The sequence below is a fragment of the Chryseobacterium sp. PTM-20240506 genome, assembly GCF_048296755.1.
Lineage (GTDB): Bacteria > Bacteroidota > Bacteroidia > Flavobacteriales > Weeksellaceae > Chryseobacterium > Chryseobacterium proteolyticum.
On record NZ_CP182581.1, the window covers coordinates 2,215,646 to 2,235,013 of the forward strand.

The following is a 19,368-nucleotide window of genomic DNA, read 5'->3' on the forward strand; positions in this document are numbered from 1 at the left end:
TTCTTAAATTGCCCCTGTCAGTAAATAATGATATGGTTCGAAAGATATTTACCTTCATATTTTTCTTATTTTCTCTTTTCATCTATGCTCAAAGCATTGAAGGAAGTATTATTGACGGACATCACAAGCCTGCGGTAGAAACTGAAGTGGTTATAACAAACGATACTGAAAAATTTTCTGCTATTACAGATCAGAACGGAATGTTTAAAATAGTTCTGAATAAAAATGGAATTTATTTATTAGAGGTTATTCATGACGGAATAAAAGTAGAAAGCGAAAAAATAACTGTTAGCGGAAATCTTACTAAAGACATCCATATAAAAGAAAATACACCTTTTGAGCAAAAGATAGAAGGAGTTTCTGTTTCCATAAAGAAAAAGCTATTTGAAAGAAAAGTCGACCGATTGGTTTTTAATGTTGAAAACTCTATTGCATCACAAGGAATAGATGTCGTGGAAGCATTAGCAAAAACTCCAATGGTACGGGCTACAGATGATGCTATTTCTATTGCAGGAAAAAGTAATATTGCAGTGATGTTGAATGATCGGATCTTAAATTTATCCGGGCAGGAATTGATCAATTATCTAAAAACATTACGCTCGGATGATGTCGCTAAAATTGAAGTTATCACTACACCTCCTGCCAAATACGAAGCAGAGGGGAAAAGCGGGCTGATAAATATTATTCTGAAAAAGAAGGCTGATATGGGATGGAATGGCTCTTTACAGACATCAGGAAGTTACTTTTATGGAAAACCTACCGTCAGTGCAAGAAGTGGAGCCGGTTTTAATTACCAGGGGAATAAATTATCTCTTACAGCCAATTTATCAGCAGGAGATAATTATTGGGACAGTTCATCTTACAATTATTTAACAGGGACTAATAACTCAAATTACTGGAACACCGATTCCAAAGAACTGTATAATAACAAATACAAAGGAGCCAATCTGAAAGGAGAATATAAAATCAGTGATAAACACCTTGTAGGATTCAATTATAATTATTCTTTCGGCAACCCATTCGAAAAGGCTGAAAATTATACATCTATTTTTAATGAAGGAGGGAAACTCAATGTATTCTCCGACAGTAAAAATAAAAATCACAGAAACCTTCACAATACCAATGCTTTTTACGATATAAAGCTTGACACAATTGGAAGTAAACTTAGCATATCAGGTAATGTATTAATTAATAACGCACACGCCGATAACTTTTACAATACCGTCACCGATACCAAAGTTTCTACTCTTACCAATCCTGTCAGCAGGTACCGGATCTATTCAGGCCAGGCTGATCTGGAAAAGAATTTTGTCAAAATAAAAACGGAATCAGGCTTGAAATACACCAAAATAAAAAACGCATCTGATTTTAATTTCTTCAACATTGAGAATGGACAATATATTTTGAATAGAGAAAGGACCAATACATTTATCTATAATGAAGAGAACTTTGCTGCATACCTGTCTACCAGTTTTAAAATCAATGATAAATGGGATGCAAAAGCGGGCCTTCGTTATGAGTACACTACACTGGAAGGCGTTTCATTAAATGATAATTCTTCTGCCAACATCAATTACGGAAAATTTTTCCCTACGGCTTATTTAAGTTATAAACCTAACGAAAACAATACATTTACATTAAATTATTCCAGAAGAATTTCGCGCCCCTATTTCGGAAACCTTAATCCCTTCAAATATTATACTTCAGAATATGAATACAATACCGGAAACCCATATCTTCTCCCCTCTTTTTCAGACAATTTTGAGTTGGGTTACGTGCTCAAAAATAATTTAAACATTACACTCTACTACAACTACAATAAGGATAATTGGGATAGAATACAGGTGGTAGAAGGAAATCTGAAATACAGTATTGTCAAAAATTTCTATAACCAAAATCAGGCGGGTATTAACATCAGCTACAATTATAATAAGCTTACGTGGCTGGAATCTAGTGCATTCTTAAATGGGTTTTATGCCAAATCCAAATCATATCTTCCTGAAGCGGTGGCAGCACCGGCAGGATATGGAGCCAGTATTAACCTGGATAATAACTTCTTTCTTAATAAGGAAAAAACATTGACTTTAATGCTAGGTATATGGGCAAACATTCCCAACAGAAGTGGAAATACTTATTTCAATGGAAATGGATCGGTTTATACGGGAATAAAATTAAACCTGATGGAGAAAAAATTAATGATCAACTTATACCTGAATGATGCTTTAAATACCGACCGTAATAAGGGAACAGAATATTATCCCAATTATAATGTAGAGTATTATTCCAAAGGAACCTCACGAAATATGTTATTTTCAGTAACCTATAAATTCGGTAATAATGATATAAAGGGAGCAACCAAACAAATGAAGTTCGAAGAATCAAACAGAGCTGGAGGAAGCAATGGTAATTAAAATAAGTAGGACAACAACAGTTTAGATTGGTACTTTTTTATACTGAAAAAGAAGGTATCCAATTCCTCCGATGGAATAAGCCAGTACATCAAAAAAATCTCCAACAAAGTGATCAGAAACCAATGGACAAAACCATTCAAATAAAAGAGAGAGATAAATAACCGATCTTATGATAAACTTTAGATCGGGCTGCCACCGGAAACCCAATATTTTATTCATCCCATATTCTATCAGATAACCGTACATGGGAACTGTAATAAGATCTGTAAAATAATCATTGAACCAGGGAATAATAATTCCATTCTTTCGGAAAATGATAATGGCTGACCAGATGAATAAGCCACATAAGAATAAGACCGAGATCCTGTATTTTCTAAGCATGTAATACCGCCATAATGATTCCTAAAATGACCTGCAGAACCTTGACCATCACTTCCTGCAAGTCTTTTTCATCTTTTCCTCTCTCTGCCGCTTTTTCGTAATCAAATTTTTGTTTCCCTTCCATCGCATTTTGATTTCTGAGTACAAATATATAAAAATTAGAACAAATGTTCTAATTTTTAAAATATTCAGAAAATCTCTCTTATATTTGAGGCATGAAAACCAGGGAAAAGATTATTTCAACAGCAATCCAGCTTTTCAACGAAAAAGGATACAATACAATCACGACAAGACATATTGCAGCTGAACTCAATATAAGTCCGGGAAATCTGCATTATCACTTCAAACATTCTGAAGATATTATTAAAGTTGTTTTTTCCGAACTCCTACTGGGAATGGATGAAATGATGAATACACTTCAGCAAACTGATCATAAGACCTTACAAAACTTATTTGACTTTACTTACCGTACTTACGAAATTTTCTATTCCTATCGTTTTATCTTCCTCAATTTCGTTGATATTCTAAGAAAAATTCCCGAAATAAAAACTCAGTATGAACAAATTAATTTGCACAGGAAAACTGAGTTTGAATCTATATTTCTGGATTTTCAGAAGAACAGGATCTTCCGGGAAGATATCCCTGATTTTATTATAAACAACCTTAGCACCCAAATATTTATTATTGCTGATAATTGGGTTACCCATAATAGCCTAACACTCAATCTACCAAAAGAAGAAGCAATTAAGCATTACAGCCTTATCCAGATGAATTTGTTTTACCCTTTGTTAAATCCTGAACAGCAGAAATTATATCAAGTGAATTTTATTCAAAAACTTAAAAAATAAATCTCAATTTGTTTTTAATTTTACCATTCAGTTAAAACGATGTAGTAATAAAAATCCTTTATTTTTACATCATAATAAATGGCTTTTAAATGTCCGGATCATCAACACAATATAATGGTTACAGAATCTCAGTTCCGCCGGAATTCGAGAATATATTTTCACATTTCTATTTTGCTGAAAACAATTCCGAATTTCCGGTAACCAAGACATTGCTGCCCACGTATCAGACGATATTGCTATTTTGCTTTGGGGAAAGTGCATCAATGGTAACCAAGGAAAAAACGATGATAACGGTAGATAAATGTATCGTTTTTGGTCCTATCAGGCACTCTTTCGACTATACGTTGCCTTCCGGAACTTCAATTCTTGTAGCTAATTTCAAAGATGATGCTTTTTATCGTTTTTTTGGAAAAGCATGCATCTCATATCAGGCCGCGATAAATCCTGACGAGCTTCTTGAAGAAAACTGTTTTACCAATCTATGGCATCAGATTTCAAAAATTAATTCTACTCAGGAACAGGTAGATTATATTCTTGCGTTTTGTAAACCCTATTTGCAGGAGCGGGATCTCACAGGTCAGCTCTTGAGTGATTTTACAAATAAAAATTTAAACCCCATTAAAACAATTGCTGAAAAGACCAATCAAAGTGAACGAAGTATTCAGCTAAAACAAAAAGAGCAATTTGGATATTCATCCAAAGAGATCACCCGGTATAACAGGTTTTCAAAAGCCATCCAGCTTATTGAGAAAGAAATTGCCAATCAAAACAAAGTCGAATGGTTTACCATTGTTGATGAGTGTAATTATTACGATCAAAGCCAGCTTATCCATGATTTCAAGCACTTCATACATCTTTCACCTTCACAGTTCCTGAAGTTTCAGCAGGACATCTGCAATCCAAAATCGGATTAGGCACTTCGTTTTCTTACAATTTTTGTGTACTCAGCTATTCTACCTTTGTCCTGTAACAATAAAAAAGTAGAAAAAATGAGACATCTAATTATTTACGCACATTATAACGAAAACAGTTTAAACCACCATCTGTTAGAAACTGTTGTTGAAAGCCTGACTTCCCAAAATCATGAAGTTATTGTAAGAGATCTTTATGCAATTAACTTTGATCCTGTGTTTTCTTTAAAAGATATACAGGAACAGAGAATGGGAATTCTTGCCGATGATATCAAATATGAGCAGGAGTTCATCACATGGGCAGAGCATATTACCTTCATCTATCCTATCTGGTGGACCGGAATGCCGGCTATTATGAAAGGATATATCGACAGGGTTTTCAGCTATGGTTACGCTTACCGTTATGACCAGGGCATTCAAAAGGGTTTATTGGCAGGAAAACAGGCCGTAATTATCAATACGCATGGTAAATCACATGCAGAATATGAACAAATCGGAATGGATAAAGCACTTTCATTAACTTCCGATAAAGGTATATTTACATACTGCGGTTTTGAGATCAACCAACATTTTTTCTTCGATAAAGCAGACAGGGTATCTCCTGAACAAGTGGAAATATGGAAAGAGCACATTAGAAATACATATTATGAAATCAATGATCGCTTAACGAATGCTAATGAATCTGAAATATTGAACACTCATCCATTGCAAACCCGTCAATCTTCTTAAAGAAAATAATCAGCCAGTTTCCTGATTGAATTCTTACAATAGAAAAAACTTTCTATCTTTGCTGTTCATATGAAACATTTAAACAGCATATTACGTCTTCCTTTCTTTAATAAGTATTATTACCCGATGTACTGTTCGGGAAGACTGTCTATGTGTATAATTCAATAACAAAATATTAATTAATTATATAGAGCCCGAACATTATAGTTCGGGCTTTTTTAATGCAAAATTTTAAAAGAAATGATTCATTTATTACAAGAAAATGTGGAAATTATTTTACCACAAAACGGTCTGGAAAAAAAATTACAACAGGCTAAAGACGAAAACAGGAAACTAAACATCAAACTGGGATTCGATCCTACTGCTCCGGACCTGCATCTCGGACACGCTGTTGTTCTAAAAAAACTCAGACAATTTCAGGATCTGGGACACCGGATTATTATTGTTGTCGGAAGTTTTACAGCAAGAATTGGGGATCCTACAGGAAAAAACAAAGCACGAAAACCGCTAAGCACCAAAGATGTTAATGACAATGCCCAAACTTATATCGATCAGCTATCTAAAATAATTGATATTAAAAAAACAAAAATTGTTTTTAATTCCGATTGGTTGGATCATTTGAACTTTTCTGAAGCGATCGGATTGCTTTCAAAAGTAACTATAGCCCAGTTAATGCACAGAAACGACTTCAATAAAAGATTTTCGGAAAATACACCTATTGCGATGCATGAACTTGTATACCCTATTTTACAAGGATTTGATTCCGTAAAGATTGAATGTGATATCGAAATGGGAGGAACTGACCAGCTTTTCAACTGCACAATGGGTAGACAATTACAGGAAGTGTATGGGCTTTCACCACAGATTGTGATGTGCCTGCCTTTATTAAAAGGACTTGATGGAAAAGAAAAAATGAGCAAATCACTACATAATACCATTGGCCTGACAGATGAACCCAATGAGATGTTTGGAAAAACAATGTCTATTCCTGATTCTTTAATCGAAGAGTTTATGAATCTCACCACAGACTTTTCGGCTGTTGAAAAACAGAATTTGAAATCGAGGATGGAAAACGGAGAAAATCCCATGAATATTAAAAAGTTACTTGCTAAAAATATTATTACTCAATACCATGACGAGTCTTCAGCAAAAAGAGCAGAAGATTTTTTTGCTAATCAGGTTCAAAATAAAAACTTTGAAGAAAAGACATTCAAACCTGTTGGTATTGATTCCCTGCATCTCTCGGAAAATTATGTCCTTCTTACAGATTTGTGTCACCAGCTTAAGAGTGATCTGAGTAAATCAGCTATAAGGAGATTGATTGAAAATGGAGGAGTACAGATTAATCAGGAGAAAATAACAGATATCGATCGAAGAATTGAATTGAAAGGAGGCACCAAAATCAAAATCGGAAAAAGATTTTTTTTCGAACTTTTTTAAATCTTAAATTCAATATATTCGTGGTATTGAAAAGGCTGAATATACTATGAACTTTGCATTGAAATACAGGAAAGCTAAGGAAAGCGATATTGAATTCCTGCTCGATCTGAGAATGAAAACGATGACTGAGCATTATGCCACTTCGAATCTGCCAACCACAAAAGAATATGCTCTTCAAAGGATCCTTTACCAATTTGAAAATGCTCATATCATCATTTTAAATGATAACCCAATGGGATTGTTAAAAATAAACAGAACTGCAGATAATATAGATATTTTACAACTTCAGATTCATCCTGACCAACAAGGTCTGGGTATTGGAAAATCTATTTTGGAAAAAATTATCCGTGAATCGGTTTCGGATCAGAAATCAGTTTCCCTTAGTGTTTTAAAAACTAATCGGGCACAGAAACTTTATTCCAGCTTAGGTTTTAAAATCATCGATGAAGATGATCATTCTTATAATATGAAATTTTTTAATTAAAAAAAGTATGCTTTTCAGCATACTTTTTATTTATACGTATAAGGCACCAGAACATCTATAAAATTATCCGTACTGTAAGGATCTCCTATTGCCCTGAATTTCCAGTCTCCATGATGGCGATATGCTTCAGCAAAAACCATCGAGCACATGCCATTCATACTGCTATCTCCGGAAAGACTATATTTTGTAATTTCTTTTCCTCTTGCATCAACCGCTCTGATAAAAGCATTATCAATCATTCCGAAATGCTGTCTGTTGGTCCTTCCCTGATATATAGACACGACAAAAATTATCTTTTGATAACGTTCGTTTAATTGATCCAGCTTCACTATAATCTGTTCATCATCTCCATCGCCTTCCCCTGTTCTATTATCACCCGTCAACCAGATGTGACCTGAAGGATGACGCATCGAATTAAAGTAAATAACATCACTTTCATAAAGCACAACCTGTTTTCCATTATGCCCATGAAGAGTTCTTCCCATATCAGCAACTTTCCCGTTTTTATCCAGAAGAAAAGCAACAGCATCGAGATCATATTCGGGTTCATTGCTGAATAACCTCCCAAAGAAACCTCCCTGCTTGCGAACGTCCCAACCCAATCCGATAGTGACCTGAGAAAGATCATAAACGCTTTCACCAAGATTGTTTTTCCTGAGATCTATCGTTTGGCCTTTTTGTAAATTAATTGCCATTGTTATTTAATGATTTGCCCTTTATAATATTTTTCAAGGAAGAAAGAAAGGTCTGCCCTGTAACCAATTCCGGAAGCCTCAAATTTCCAGCTTCCATTCCTCTTGTATAACCTGCCGAACTCGATTCCCGTTTCTATAGAAAAATCCTCATCCAGTTCATATTTGGCGATTTCCTGGTTGCTATTATTATCAATGATCCTGATATATGAATTTCTTACCTGACCAAAATTTTGTTTTCTTCTTTCAAAATCTTCGATGGTAACCACAAAGAGTATTTCTTCTACTCTTCCATCAACTTTTTCCAAATCGATAATAATAGATTCATCATCATCCCCGTCACTGTTCTTTCCACTCGGATCATCACCCGTATGAGTCAATGCGCCATCCGGAGAGCTTAGATTGTTATAAAAAACAAAATAATCTTCACTTACAAGTTTTCTTTCCGCATCGATCATAATTGCAGAAGCATCAAGATCAAAATCATATCCTCTTCCATCATTAGGATCCCATCCTAGTCCAATCGTTAGTTTTGTTAATCCTATATCTATTCTTTGTCCTTTCTGTAGGTTAATTGCCATAATAAAATCTTAAATATCTAAGATAAATTTGATTTCCCGAATATCCAAATATTTTAATAGAAAAAGCCCGATCTAATTGACCGGGCTGTATTGTATATCAGAATGGATATTAACTTTCAAAATTATTGTGACTGACTCTGCTATTTCTTGCTTTCGCCAGCATTGGAATAGAAATCAATCCCATGACCAGCATAATTACAATTTGCAGAGGTAAGGAAATAAAAGAATAAGTAAGTCCCATTTCACCTCCTAATTCCGCACTTTTTCCCATGGATATAAATAATGCCATAAATCCGAATTTCATAGCCAGGTTGAAGGCTCCGATACCTCCACTGGCAGGAATGATCATTCCCAATGTTCCTACTACAATAATAAAGAAACCGTCAGCAATGGTGAAGTTTGAAGTTTCCGGAAGTGCAAAACATACAAGATAGGCTGCAAAATAATAGGATATCCAGATTCCCAGCGTATACAAAATAAACTTTCCTTTCTGTTTCAGCCTGAAAATCGAAGTGATCCCCTGGAAGATTCCATCTATAAAGCCAATAATCTTTCCTAAAAGAGGAATTGTTGCAAGCTTCTTTTTGAGAACAAAAAAAAGTATTGTTCCTACTACAAGAATTAAAAGAATGATTAAAATTTTATTTGGGTTGATATCTATTCCTGAGTTTTCGTAAAAAGAAAGAATGGCCTTGTATTTAAAGATTAAGGTTAATCCCAAGAATCCCAACATACAAATAAGATCAACTACTCTTTCCAAAATAATCGTTCCAAAAGATTTATCTACCGGAACTCCTTCCACTCCATACAATGCCGTAGCCCTTGCTACTTCTCCACTTCTGGGAATGGTAAGATTCATCAGGTAGCCAAATGAAATAGACCACAATGAATTGGAGTTAGAGATCTGATGCCCCATAGGTTCTAATAAAAGATTCCAGCGAACAGCCCGAAACCAGTAGGCTAAAATCCCAAAAACAGAAGCAAATAAAACCCACAGGTAGTTTGCTTTTGCCAATGATTTCTGAATCACCTTAAAATCAAGTCCCTTTAAAGCAAGCCATAAAAAAAAGCCTGCAAAAGCAAGCGAAATTACGACTGTAATTATTGACTTTATGGGATTCGTTTGTTTTTTCTCCATGAATCAGGTAAGAAGGTTTGTCTTTTCATCCGGGAAAACGATCTTTGGCTGGAAACTTTTTGCCTCCTCCGGCGTCATTTGTGCATAAGCTATAATAATGATGATATCATCCTTCTGAACTTTTCTTGCAGCAGGCCCGTTTAAGCATACCTCTCCGGATTTTCTCTTACCTTTTATAATGTATGTATCGAAACGCTCTCCATTGTTTACGTTTACGATATAAACTCTCTCACCTACCACCAATCCGGCAGCTTCGATAAGATCTTCGTCAATCGTTATACTCCCGATATAATTAAGGTCTGAGGCAGTAACCCGTACCCTGTGAATCTTTGACTTGAAAACTTCTATTAACATGCTGCAAATTTATTAATAAAAATTTATAAATTGAAGTTTATAACCATTTTAAAAGCATCAGATACACAGGTATTTATTTTTTTTTAAATTAAAATATTTGGATTTTACTTACTAAATCTACAATCATATCACCAAATACATTAATACTTAATACAAATTCAAGATTTAATAAATACAAAAAATAATATTCCGATTTAGCTAAAGTCAATACACATAAGCATTTGGCATGATTTTAGTAACGGGTAACGTAGATTTTTGGTGAAAAACCGAATTATGATATTTTGATGTTTTTTCGCCAAAATCAAAAAAATAATACAAAATTTAATAAAAAAATTGCACAATTAGAAAATAGTATTATATTTGCTATAATTACGAACCAACTTTAATATTAAAAATTATGAACAAGTCTGAATTAATCGACGCAATCGCAAAAGATGCAGGAATTACAAAAGTTGCAGCAAAGTCTGCTCTTGAATCTTTTATTTCTAACGTAACTACTACTTTAAAGAAAAAAGACGGAAAAGTTTCTTTAGTAGGATTCGGTACTTTCTCAGTAGCTGAGAGAGCTGCTAGACAAGGTATCAACCCTGCAACTAAAAAACCAATCAAAATTGCTGCTAAAAAAGTTGCTAAATTCAAAGCTGGAGCTGATCTATCTACAGCAGTTTCTGGAGCTAAGAAAAAATAATCATTCAGATTAGAAAATGCAAACCTCATCTTTTGATGAGGTTTTTTTATGTTTATTCAGTTTGATAAAGGGATTAAGGCGCTAAACGGGAAATTTTCCAGTCGAGACCTTCAAGCTGATAGATAATCCTGTCATGTAATCTATTGGGTCTGCCCTGCCAGAATTCTATCTCATAAGGTTTTGCGATATAGCCACCCCAATTCTCGGGTCTTGGAACTTCATCCGTTTCATATTGCTTCTCCAGCTCTTTTAATTTCTCTTCCAGAAACTCCCTGTTGGGAATAATCTGGCTTTGAGGCGACACTACTGCACCCAGCTGGCTGCCTTTTGGTCTGGAATGAAAATAGCCATCACTCAGATTCTCCGCTACCCGTTCCAAATTGGCTTTTATGATGATCTGCCTTTCAAGTGTTGGCCAGAAAAAATGGAGACAGGCCTTATGATTTTTTTCAATTGCCTTTCCTTTCTTGCTTGAATAATTGGTGTAAAAAATAAACCCTTCATACGTATATGCCTTTAAAAGAACCATTCTCGTCCTTGGGCATCCATCTTCCTCTACAGTTGATATAGCCATTGCATTTGCTTCGGAAACACCTGGATTCTCTGACGCTGTAAGAAACCAATCCCTGAATTGCTCAATCGGATTTTGTTTTATCTCACTTTCAATAAGTTGGGATTTCTCATAGATTTTTCTCTTATCGTGAAGGTTTTCCATAAATATTTTTTATTAAATTTGAGTATGCATTACTCATACAAAGGTAAAATATTAATTTCCACACCTGATATTTCCGGAGATATTTTTTCCAGATCAGTAGTCCTTATCGTAGAACACAACGAAAGCGGCGCATTTGGTTTAATATTAAATAAGAAAAACAATCAGGTGAGTGGCAAGTTCAAGAACTTCTTTGATTTTAAAATCGATGTGTACGATGGTGGACCGGTGGAAAATGATAAGATATTCTTTATTGTAAAAGGCAAAAAAGTAACGGAACTATATACTGATATTGCTGATGGATTTTATCTGACAGAGGATATTGAAAACATCATTAGCGCCGTTTTAAGTGGAGACCTCCTTATAGATGATGTCAAGATCTTTTCCGGATATTCAGGATGGACAGCCAATCAGCTGGATAGTGAGGTTCAAAGAAAAATGTGGACTGTAGTCGATATCTATAATCTGGACTATACATTACCCAATGACCAGACCTTATGGAAAACTATCATGCAGAATCTGGGTGGTGAATATCTACTCTGGGCTAATTCCCCGGAAGATATTTCATTGAATTAATTCTACTTATATTGGGAATTAGAGAGAAAATATTAACAAATTTTAAGCTTGCTTTAACCAATTTTTAAGAAAGAATTTCCGTTATTTGAATAACCAAAAAGTCGTGAAAATGAAAATCTTAAAACAACTTATTTTATTTTTCTTTCCGGAAGTATTTTTAACTCTTAAGCCTATTAAGGTGAAGCGAGGCAATAAATAAAAATAATATTGTAAATAAGTCTGCCAGATACATCTCAGCAGGTTTAAAAAAATACAATTTCTGATATATTCAGAATAAAACCCGGTAAAGGACTTTGGAACTTTTGTTGTTTACCGGGTTTGTCAATTTTAAAAACTTTCCTTCCATTTTTCCACCAATTCGGTGAATCGGGAATTTCCAAAAGTCTTATTTCTTATCTTTCCTACAGAAAATATGCCTTTCTCATCTGAAATCATTAAAATTTCTTCAGCTTTCTGAGATTCAAATGCAATAATTTCATGCTCCTGAATATCAGCAAGATTATTCTTATGTAAAAAAGTAACAAAATTTTCCAGTAAAGGAGAAATGTATGCACCTTCAGAATGTTTTGGAACTTTAATGATATTTCCTTCTAAAAACAGAAGGTTTCCAGAAGTAGATCTCGCAATCCTCTTATTCGGATTAAGCAGAATCACATCATCCAGATCGTTTTCCTGAGCATAAATCCCTCCATAGATGTTTTCCGGACAATGAACCCTGATATTACTCAAAAGATTATTATTTACATTAATTTCTTTGATAAGATCAAGCTCAAGAAGCCTTTGATGAATGGCCAGAATATCATCCTTTTCATCGACTTCATAAAAATAGGAAATTGATGATTTTGCTAAAGTAAGTTCATCTGAATTTCTGAAAACCTGAAAATTAATAATCGCATTTTTACTATTCTTTCCTTCAATCACCTCTTTTTGAAAAAGAGTTTGAAAAAATTCAAGAGTATAAGTCAAAGGAATATTCATTCTCATTTTTCTCATTGAGGCCATTAGGAAGAAATAACACTCTTCGTCCATAATGAGCTTAGAGTTTCTAATAAAAAAAGAAACCTTTACAGCATCTCCCAGGAGAAATGCCCTGTTCTTCACATTCAATTCGTCTGATGTAAAATATTGATTTTCCAATGTATGATTTATTTATAAAAAAATAATGAACGATAAATCGTTCATCAGTTTTATCATTTTGTACAGCCCACTATTAAGCAGCCCCTAGTTTTATTCTTAGGTTTTCTATAAGATTCTCCCAATACATCGCATTTTCTTCTTCATCTCCTTCTTCACAAAAGTCTGTGATATTTAAAGCCAAATCTTCAGTAATATCATCAATCGTGATGGTCATTTCAAAGAAATTCTTTGTTCCCTCATCTTCTTCCCATCTGAAACGCACGAAACCTTCTGGCTTATATCTAATCAAAGTCGCCTTTTCAGCAGGGCCTCCACCCCAGCTAAAAAAGAAGTCATCTCCTTTCTCTACTACCTCATCCGCAAACCATTCAGATAATCCTTCTGCCGTCGCCAGATACTCATATAAAATCTCTGAAAGACAATGCATTGGAAATTCGTAATGGACTTTAAGTTTCGCCATATAATCTTTGTTTTATCGTCCCGCAATATATAAATTAATTTTTTTATTACACAAAAATGTATTTACTTTTTTATACAATATGCATGATATTTGTCACAGTTGTTCTGACACTATCGTGAAGGATTTTAAAAGCAAAATTTACAGTGCTTGGCATAAAAAATTCTCTTCTTTGAAAGAAGAGATTGATATCTAATTTTCGTTTAAAACTTCAAGGATAATCTGGCATCCCTCTTTTATTTCCTCAAGAGATATGGTTAATGGTGGAGAAATTCTTAAATATTCATTCCTGTACAGTTGCCAGAACACTACAAGACCTTTTTCCATACACTTCTGAGCAACTTTTAAAGTATATTCCGGGCTTCCTAAATTTACAGCGAGCATCAACCCTCTCCCGTTTATATTACTGATCTTGGGATGCACCAGTAATGCCCTGAATAGTTCCTCTTTCCTGTCCACCTCATTCATTAACCCACTTTCTAGCACTTCTTTTAATGTTGCATAGCTGGATGCCGCTATAAGAGGGTTCCCTCCGAATGTAGTGATATGTCCCAACTTCGGCGAATGTGACAAACTATTCATTATTTCCTTAGAGCTCATAAAAGCCCCAACAGGGACTCCACCTCCCATTCCTTTCCCCATAACAAGGATATCCGGAACAATTCCATAATGCTCAAATGAAAACAGCTTACCTGTCCTTCCAAACCCCGGTTGTATCTCATCCAGGATAAGGAGAGCCCCCACCTCCTCACATCTTTTTTTTAATTTCTTCAGATAATCGTTCTGAGGAACTAAAAATCCTGCCGCACCCTGTATCGTTTCAAGGATTACACAGGCTGTCTTCTCTGTAATCTTATCCAGATCGTCTTCATTATTGAATTCAATAAATGATACCATCGGTAAAAGAGGACGAAATTCCCTCTTATGATACTCATTTCCCGAAACACTTAATGCTCCATGGGTATTTCCATGATAAGAATCTTTAAAGGAAATAATTTCTTCCCTTCCGGTATATCTTTTGGCCAGCTTCAGACTTCCATCTATAGCTTCAGCTCCACTATTGACAAGATAAGTAACTTCCAGCGGATCCGGAGTAGCTTCTGCCAGCAAACGACATAATGCCACAGGTTTATCCTGCGCATATTCACCATATACCATTACATGAAGGTACTTTTCCGCCTGTTCTTTGATTGCATTAACGATTTTAGGATGGGAATGTCCCAAAGTATTGGCAGAAACTCCTGCTACAAAATCAAGATATCTCTTTCCGTCCGTTCCAAAAATATAGCTTCCTTCTGCTTTTTCAACTTCAAAACCTGCTGCAAATTGTGTAGTTTGTGCCTGGTATGAAAAAAAACCTTTTTGCAATTCCATTTTAAATAAAATTTTAGCAAAGCTAAAAAACATTCATTAAATCCCGAAATTATCATTACACAAAAAAAGCCTGCTTTTTGGCAGGCCTTTTATATTTTACAGAAACTTATTTTCTGACTCTCTTAGGTTTTTTAGCTTCTTCCTTAGCTTTTTCCTTTTCAACAGCTTCTTTAGCCGCATCATAAAGTTCAGTGTCGGCTTCGTATTTTATCTCTTCATATCCAGGAGTATCTACGAGGATATCCTGCCATTTCCTGATTCTGTCTTTTGTATTCCAGTTAAAGTCCTGAAACTTTCTTCTGGCAGGTTCTATCTTACTCATAGGATATGTATCGGACGTTGCCCCGATATTACAGGATACAATCTGAAGTACTCTGCTTTCAAATATAGCATCAATAATTCCACATGAGGTAAGGGTAATACCTATTCTTTCATTCTCTTTAGTCTTTTCGTTAAAGTCATCCGCATAACTTATAGCCTGTGCATTTCCTATAACTTTGGTTTCTTTGACCTCGCTTTTTTCATAATAAACGGTCATGAGCTTTCCTTTTACCTGGTTGAACTCATCTTTCAGGTTCAAAGAATCAACTTTACTTATAGCAAATGCATTTCCTATTACTTTCAAGGAGTCAAGATCCTCGGTTGCCGTATTAAAATAAGCTTCGATTTTATCTCCTGTCACCTGCTTTTCTCCACTCCATAAGATTGGTGCAGTATACATATGCATAATACCATCCGTTTCGTTAAATGCAATGGAATCTGCTCTTCCCTGTGCATTGGACTTATAAAACCTTCCTTTCCTGAATGCTCTCAAAAAACTTTTTTTCTTTGTAGCATCAGTTTCATCAGGTTTCTGATAAGAGATTATCTTTTCAGCTGCAAAATATATAGAATCCTTTTCAAGGATCTTTACGGCATATGGATTTTTGGTAATGATCGAAGAATCTTTCTTTTGAAAAATTTCTCCATAACCTCCTTTCACATATCTTTTTTCTTTAGGATCATCTAATGTCACATTTCCGGTAGCTGTACCAAACCCTGTGAGCTGATTAAAATACATATCATCTCCGGTCAGAATTTTATCGTTATAATGTATCCTCGAATTTTTATTAAGGTAGGATTCTTTAGAACCCATTTTATAGGTACCTCTTTCGGTGTATATATAGTTTTTCGGATTGGCCCTGTTGGTTATCGTTGTCGGACCAAAGAACTCAGCAACTTTAGTATTCTGGTTCTGTTTAATGTTGGGACCTTCGATAACATAGTCCGGAGTATCAATTTTTACATTGCCTACAAAATCGATCATCTTCGTATCCAGAAAATAGGTCGCAGATTTTGTATACATCACATTCTGTCCGTCAGAAATCGTTCCTCCTGTATTAAAATAGGCAAGATTTGAAAGTTTATCGTAATAAAGAATATCGGTTCTGATGGTTTGCTTTGGGTCGGTAAGGACTACGTTCTTACGTGCAACGCCCTTTTGGGTATTCCCATCGTATTCCATTTCCCCAGCAGTAATTACCGATCCATCTGTGTTCTGGAGCTTTGTATTACCAATCGCTTTCGCAAAGTTTTCTTCGCTATACAGCACAACTTCATCTGCCGTAAGGATAGAACCCTGATTTTCGATTTTTACATTTCCCTCAAGATATTGGTTTCCGTCATACTTTGCAGGATCTTTTTTTACAAAATCCGCATGGATGATTTTAATTTTATCTTCAGGTCTTATTTGCTTGGGTGTATTATTATTTACAGGAGCTTTTAAATAAGGATCCCTTTGCGCAGGTTTTTGTTGATCTTGCGCAAATATAAAAGTAGAAACAAAGAGTATCAGAAAAAGAATCAGTCTCATTGATTAGTCATTCTTAATGCCATAAAAATACAGCGAATGAGAATCAATTTTTACGCCAAAAGCATCTTCTATAGCTTCTTTGATCCCTTGAATCCTAGGATCACAAAACTCTATAATTTCCTCAATCTCCTTATCAGAATCTTTTTTGTAGATCACCAAGTGATCGTGTTGCTTATCAAAATAAGACTTCTCATAAGATGAAGACGTCAGTGTTTTTTCTCCAAATTGGTGTTTACGAATTAGCCCTGCATCCAGGAAGATCTCAATTGTATTGTAAATTGTTGCTTTAGAAACATGATATTTCTTCTGCATCATCAACAGATAGAGATCATCCACATTGAAGTGGTGATCCATATTATAGATCTCTTCCAATATGGTGTATCTCTCAGGCGTGTTTCGGAAACCTTTTTCTAAAAGGTAGTTTCTCAAAACATCTTTGATAAGAGCTATATTTTTTTCTTTTTGTATAGTATCCATTAAAATAATTATCTACAAATTTATTAATTTTTATTTAAATAGATAGTATGCTTATAAAGTGGTGCTTAGAAGTTATGGCGTAAAAATCCCGCCTGTTCAATTTTTTTATCATATAATGTCTCCTCTGTAATCGGAGCAGATTCCACCACTACATTGTGTGAAGTGACTCCCCAGGCCTTGAAATCGTCACTTCCAATATACTTCACAAAATTGTAAATATTAAGCGTGATTTTTTGTTTTACCGTCAAAAGTATATCGTTGATATACGTATTATCTATAATCACATATTTAAGATCCGGAGGTATATTATGTGCTCTCAAAGAAGGGTGACTGCTTCTTGATGGAATAGTTCCATCAGCCATAAGATCTTTCAGAACCATACCGAAATAATCATTGATTCTGCGGTCTACTTTAAATCCTAAAAGAAAATTCACTTTAAATACAGTTCCTGGTAATATTTCATCTACCGTATATTTAAAAGTATAGGGATCTTCCTGATTTACAATACTTAAAACAAAATAATGATCTGCCCTTTTAGGCTGTTTCTTGATGATGGAATAAATAATCTTTGACTCTACCTCGTCATTTCTTTTTGCTCTGCTTAAGTAAGCAAGATTGGTAGCATATTTAGGAATGGTCTCATCAAGTTTCATATCCTTAATAATAGACACATATTTATCGATCTTTACATATTGTATAAAGTTAGCCTTGATCAGTCTGCCGTTATACCATGCATACATACATACTGCAATAAACCCACCTAATACCATTGTTAGCCATCCTCCATCAACAAATTTGATGACATTGGCATAGAAAAATCCTGATTCAAGGAAAAGATAAACCGCTCCGAAACCTATAATAAAGAATTTGCTTACCCGTGTTCTGCTTAACCAGAAAAGTAATAGTATGGTGGTCATTAACATGGTAATGGTAATCGTCAGACCATAAGCCGCTTCCATTCTTTCAGATTTTTGAAAAAATATAACCACAACAAAACAGAATACCATCAATCCCCAGTTTACTCCCGGGATATACATTTGTCCTTTAATACCCGAAGGATATTCAATGTGCTGATTCGGCCAGAATGAAACTGACATGGCTTCCGAGAACATAGTAAATGATCCGGTGATTACGGCTTGACTGGCGATAATTGCAGCGGCTGTTGCAAGGATAACCCCAGGTAAAACGGCCCATTGCGGCATAATTCCAAAGAATGGATTCACACCACTGAACACCTGATGATAATTATCCAGCAGCCATGCTCCTTGTCCAAGATAGTTCAGGATAAGCATTAATTTTACAAACACCCAGCTGATTCTTATATTTTTAGCACCACAATGCCCCAAATCCGAGTACAAAGCTTCCGCTCCTGTTGTACAAAGGAACACTGCTCCCATGATAACAATAGCACTTGGAGAGTGTGTAATAAGATTGTAGGCATATATCGGGTTAAATGCTCTTATAATTTCAATGTGATCAAAAAGGTGGATTGATCCGAAAACCCCTAAGGCCAGGAACCAGGTTACCATAACGGGTCCAAAGAATTTCCCAATAGAAGCCGTTCCAAACTGTTGTACCACAAAAACTACAAACAGGATGACCAGGGTAATGAGAACTACCGGTGTCTCGGGATTATATATTTTTAACCCTTCAATAGCAGACATAACCGTTAATGAAGGAGTGATTACACTATCTGCAACAAGTGTTGCCGCTCCTATAATGGCAACCACATAGAGCCATTTCTTCTTGAGTTTCTTTACTAGTGAATAAAGTGCAAGAATTCCCCCTTCTCCTTTATTATCTGCTCTTAGAGCAATAATTACATACTTTATAGTAGTTTGAAGGGTCAATGTCCAGATAATACATGATAATGCACCTTCAATATATTCATCGAATGGCATTGCCGCACCATCTTTTCGGGCATTCACAATTGCTTTCATTACGTACAATGGTGACGTCCCAATATCCCCAAAAACAATTCCGAGGGACACAATAACCCCTACAAATGAAAGTTTCTTTAGGTCAAAATGATGACCACCCTCTGTAACTTCTGACATATCAGCTAATTTTAAAAGCGCAAATCTACACTAAATTTATGACCTCATGAATTATTCTTCATGAATATA

21 protein-coding genes are annotated in these 19,368 nt (G+C 35.1%); 8 read left to right on the forward strand and 13 right to left on the reverse strand.

What is annotated here, in order from left to right; all coding sequences use genetic code 11:
- Positions 1 to 32: 32 nt before the first annotated feature.
- Positions 33 to 2,411: a TonB-dependent receptor domain-containing protein gene (locus ACNFU2_RS09790; RefSeq protein WP_273649171.1), complete on the forward strand. Its 2,379-nt coding sequence runs from the start codon at positions 33 to 35 to the stop codon at positions 2,409 to 2,411.
- A 21-nt stretch (positions 2,412 to 2,432) separates the two neighbouring features.
- On the opposite strand, the gene ACNFU2_RS09795 is transcribed toward ACNFU2_RS09790, so the two are convergent.
- Both ACNFU2_RS09795 and ACNFU2_RS09800 read right to left on the reverse strand, forming a co-directional pair.
- Entirely contained in the window at positions 2,433 to 2,792 is a 360-nt protein-coding gene (locus tag ACNFU2_RS09795) for a hypothetical protein (protein ID WP_273649173.1), read from the reverse strand.
- The gene (locus tag ACNFU2_RS09800) at positions 2,785 to 2,916 is read right to left on the reverse strand and encodes a hypothetical protein (protein ID WP_273649175.1); all 132 of its coding nucleotides are present in this window, start codon (positions 2,914 to 2,916) and stop codon (positions 2,785 to 2,787) included. The genes ACNFU2_RS09795 and ACNFU2_RS09800 overlap by 8 nt, the downstream gene beginning before the upstream one ends.
- A 91-nt stretch (positions 2,917 to 3,007) precedes the next feature.
- Here ACNFU2_RS09800 and ACNFU2_RS09805 point away from each other — a divergent pair, with 91 nt between their 5' ends.
- From ACNFU2_RS09805 to ACNFU2_RS09825, 5 genes are all read left to right on the forward strand, one after another.
- Complete coding sequence (locus ACNFU2_RS09805) at positions 3,008 to 3,640, forward strand: TetR/AcrR family transcriptional regulator (protein ID WP_273649176.1); 633 nt, start codon at positions 3,008 to 3,010, stop codon at positions 3,638 to 3,640.
- An 89-nt stretch (positions 3,641 to 3,729) separates the two neighbouring features.
- Positions 3,730 to 4,554, forward strand: coding sequence for an AraC family transcriptional regulator (locus ACNFU2_RS09810; protein ID WP_273649178.1), 825 nt, complete (start codon positions 3,730 to 3,732; stop codon positions 4,552 to 4,554).
- A gap of 75 nt (positions 4,555 to 4,629) precedes the next feature.
- A complete protein-coding gene (locus tag ACNFU2_RS09815) occupies positions 4,630 to 5,280 on the forward strand; it encodes an NAD(P)H-dependent oxidoreductase (RefSeq protein ID WP_306614004.1) in 651 nt (216 codons plus the stop codon).
- A gap of 240 nt (positions 5,281 to 5,520) precedes the next feature.
- A complete protein-coding gene (gene tyrS / locus ACNFU2_RS09820; protein ID WP_418124773.1) occupies positions 5,521 to 6,720 on the forward strand; it encodes a tyrosine--tRNA ligase in 1,200 nt (399 codons plus the stop codon).
- Between the two features lie 46 nt (positions 6,721 to 6,766).
- On the forward strand, positions 6,767 to 7,204 hold the full coding sequence (locus ACNFU2_RS09825; protein ID WP_273649183.1) for a GNAT family N-acetyltransferase: 438 nt from the start codon (positions 6,767 to 6,769) through the stop codon (positions 7,202 to 7,204).
- 26 nt (positions 7,205 to 7,230) lie between these two features.
- On the opposite strand, the gene ACNFU2_RS09830 is transcribed toward ACNFU2_RS09825, so the two are convergent.
- The 4 genes from ACNFU2_RS09830 to panD all read right to left on the reverse strand — a co-directional run bounded on the left by ACNFU2_RS09830 (position 7,231) and on the right by panD (position 9,969).
- On the reverse strand, positions 7,231 to 7,899 hold the full coding sequence (locus tag ACNFU2_RS09830; protein WP_172280159.1) for a TerD family protein: 669 nt from the start codon (positions 7,897 to 7,899) through the stop codon (positions 7,231 to 7,233).
- A gap of 2 nt (positions 7,900 to 7,901) precedes the next feature.
- Positions 7,902 to 8,477, reverse strand: coding sequence for a TerD family protein (locus ACNFU2_RS09835; RefSeq protein ID WP_172280161.1), 576 nt, complete (start codon positions 8,475 to 8,477; stop codon positions 7,902 to 7,904).
- Between the two features lie 109 nt (positions 8,478 to 8,586).
- Positions 8,587 to 9,615, reverse strand: a complete 1,029-nt coding sequence (locus ACNFU2_RS09840) for a lysylphosphatidylglycerol synthase transmembrane domain-containing protein (RefSeq protein WP_273649186.1) — start codon at positions 9,613 to 9,615, stop codon at positions 8,587 to 8,589.
- A 3-nt stretch (positions 9,616 to 9,618) separates the two neighbouring features.
- Positions 9,619 to 9,969, reverse strand: a complete 351-nt coding sequence (gene panD, locus ACNFU2_RS09845; RefSeq protein ID WP_172280165.1) for an aspartate 1-decarboxylase — start codon at positions 9,967 to 9,969, stop codon at positions 9,619 to 9,621.
- Between the two features lie 397 nt (positions 9,970 to 10,366).
- Between panD and ACNFU2_RS09850 the strand changes: the two genes are divergently transcribed.
- A complete protein-coding gene (locus tag ACNFU2_RS09850; protein WP_034682524.1) occupies positions 10,367 to 10,657 on the forward strand; it encodes an HU family DNA-binding protein in 291 nt (96 codons plus the stop codon).
- Between the two features lie 73 nt (positions 10,658 to 10,730).
- Here the strand turns inward: ACNFU2_RS09850 and pdxH are convergent, their stop codons facing one another.
- Entirely contained in the window at positions 10,731 to 11,372 is a 642-nt protein-coding gene (gene pdxH / locus ACNFU2_RS09855) for a pyridoxamine 5'-phosphate oxidase (RefSeq protein WP_273649191.1), read from the reverse strand.
- A 24-nt stretch (positions 11,373 to 11,396) separates the two neighbouring features.
- Between pdxH and ACNFU2_RS09860 the strand changes: the two genes are divergently transcribed.
- Positions 11,397 to 11,945, forward strand: coding sequence for a YqgE/AlgH family protein (locus ACNFU2_RS09860; RefSeq protein ID WP_273649193.1), 549 nt, complete (start codon positions 11,397 to 11,399; stop codon positions 11,943 to 11,945).
- 327 nt (positions 11,946 to 12,272) lie between these two features.
- Here the strand turns inward: ACNFU2_RS09860 and ACNFU2_RS09865 are convergent, their stop codons facing one another.
- The 6 genes from ACNFU2_RS09865 to ACNFU2_RS09890 all read right to left on the reverse strand — a co-directional run bounded on the left by ACNFU2_RS09865 (position 12,273) and on the right by ACNFU2_RS09890 (position 19,299).
- The gene (locus ACNFU2_RS09865) at positions 12,273 to 13,082 is read right to left on the reverse strand and encodes an aminotransferase class IV (protein WP_172280171.1); all 810 of its coding nucleotides are present in this window, start codon (positions 13,080 to 13,082) and stop codon (positions 12,273 to 12,275) included.
- A gap of 73 nt (positions 13,083 to 13,155) precedes the next feature.
- Complete coding sequence (locus ACNFU2_RS09870) at positions 13,156 to 13,542, reverse strand: START-like domain-containing protein (RefSeq protein WP_172280173.1); 387 nt, start codon at positions 13,540 to 13,542, stop codon at positions 13,156 to 13,158.
- Between the two features lie 189 nt (positions 13,543 to 13,731).
- Complete coding sequence (locus tag ACNFU2_RS09875; RefSeq protein ID WP_373428025.1) at positions 13,732 to 14,913, reverse strand: aspartate aminotransferase family protein; 1,182 nt, start codon at positions 14,911 to 14,913, stop codon at positions 13,732 to 13,734.
- Between the two features lie 106 nt (positions 14,914 to 15,019).
- Positions 15,020 to 16,765: an OstA-like protein gene (locus tag ACNFU2_RS09880; RefSeq protein WP_172280175.1), complete on the reverse strand. Its 1,746-nt coding sequence runs from the start codon at positions 16,763 to 16,765 to the stop codon at positions 15,020 to 15,022.
- A 3-nt stretch (positions 16,766 to 16,768) separates the two neighbouring features.
- Positions 16,769 to 17,242 (reverse strand): Fur family transcriptional regulator, encoded by a 474-nt coding sequence (locus ACNFU2_RS09885; protein WP_089027587.1) that lies wholly within the window; start codon positions 17,240 to 17,242, stop codon positions 16,769 to 16,771.
- Between the two features lie 65 nt (positions 17,243 to 17,307).
- Complete coding sequence (locus ACNFU2_RS09890; RefSeq protein ID WP_172280177.1) at positions 17,308 to 19,299, reverse strand: KUP/HAK/KT family potassium transporter; 1,992 nt, start codon at positions 19,297 to 19,299, stop codon at positions 17,308 to 17,310.
- Positions 19,300 to 19,368: the final 69 nt, after the last annotated feature.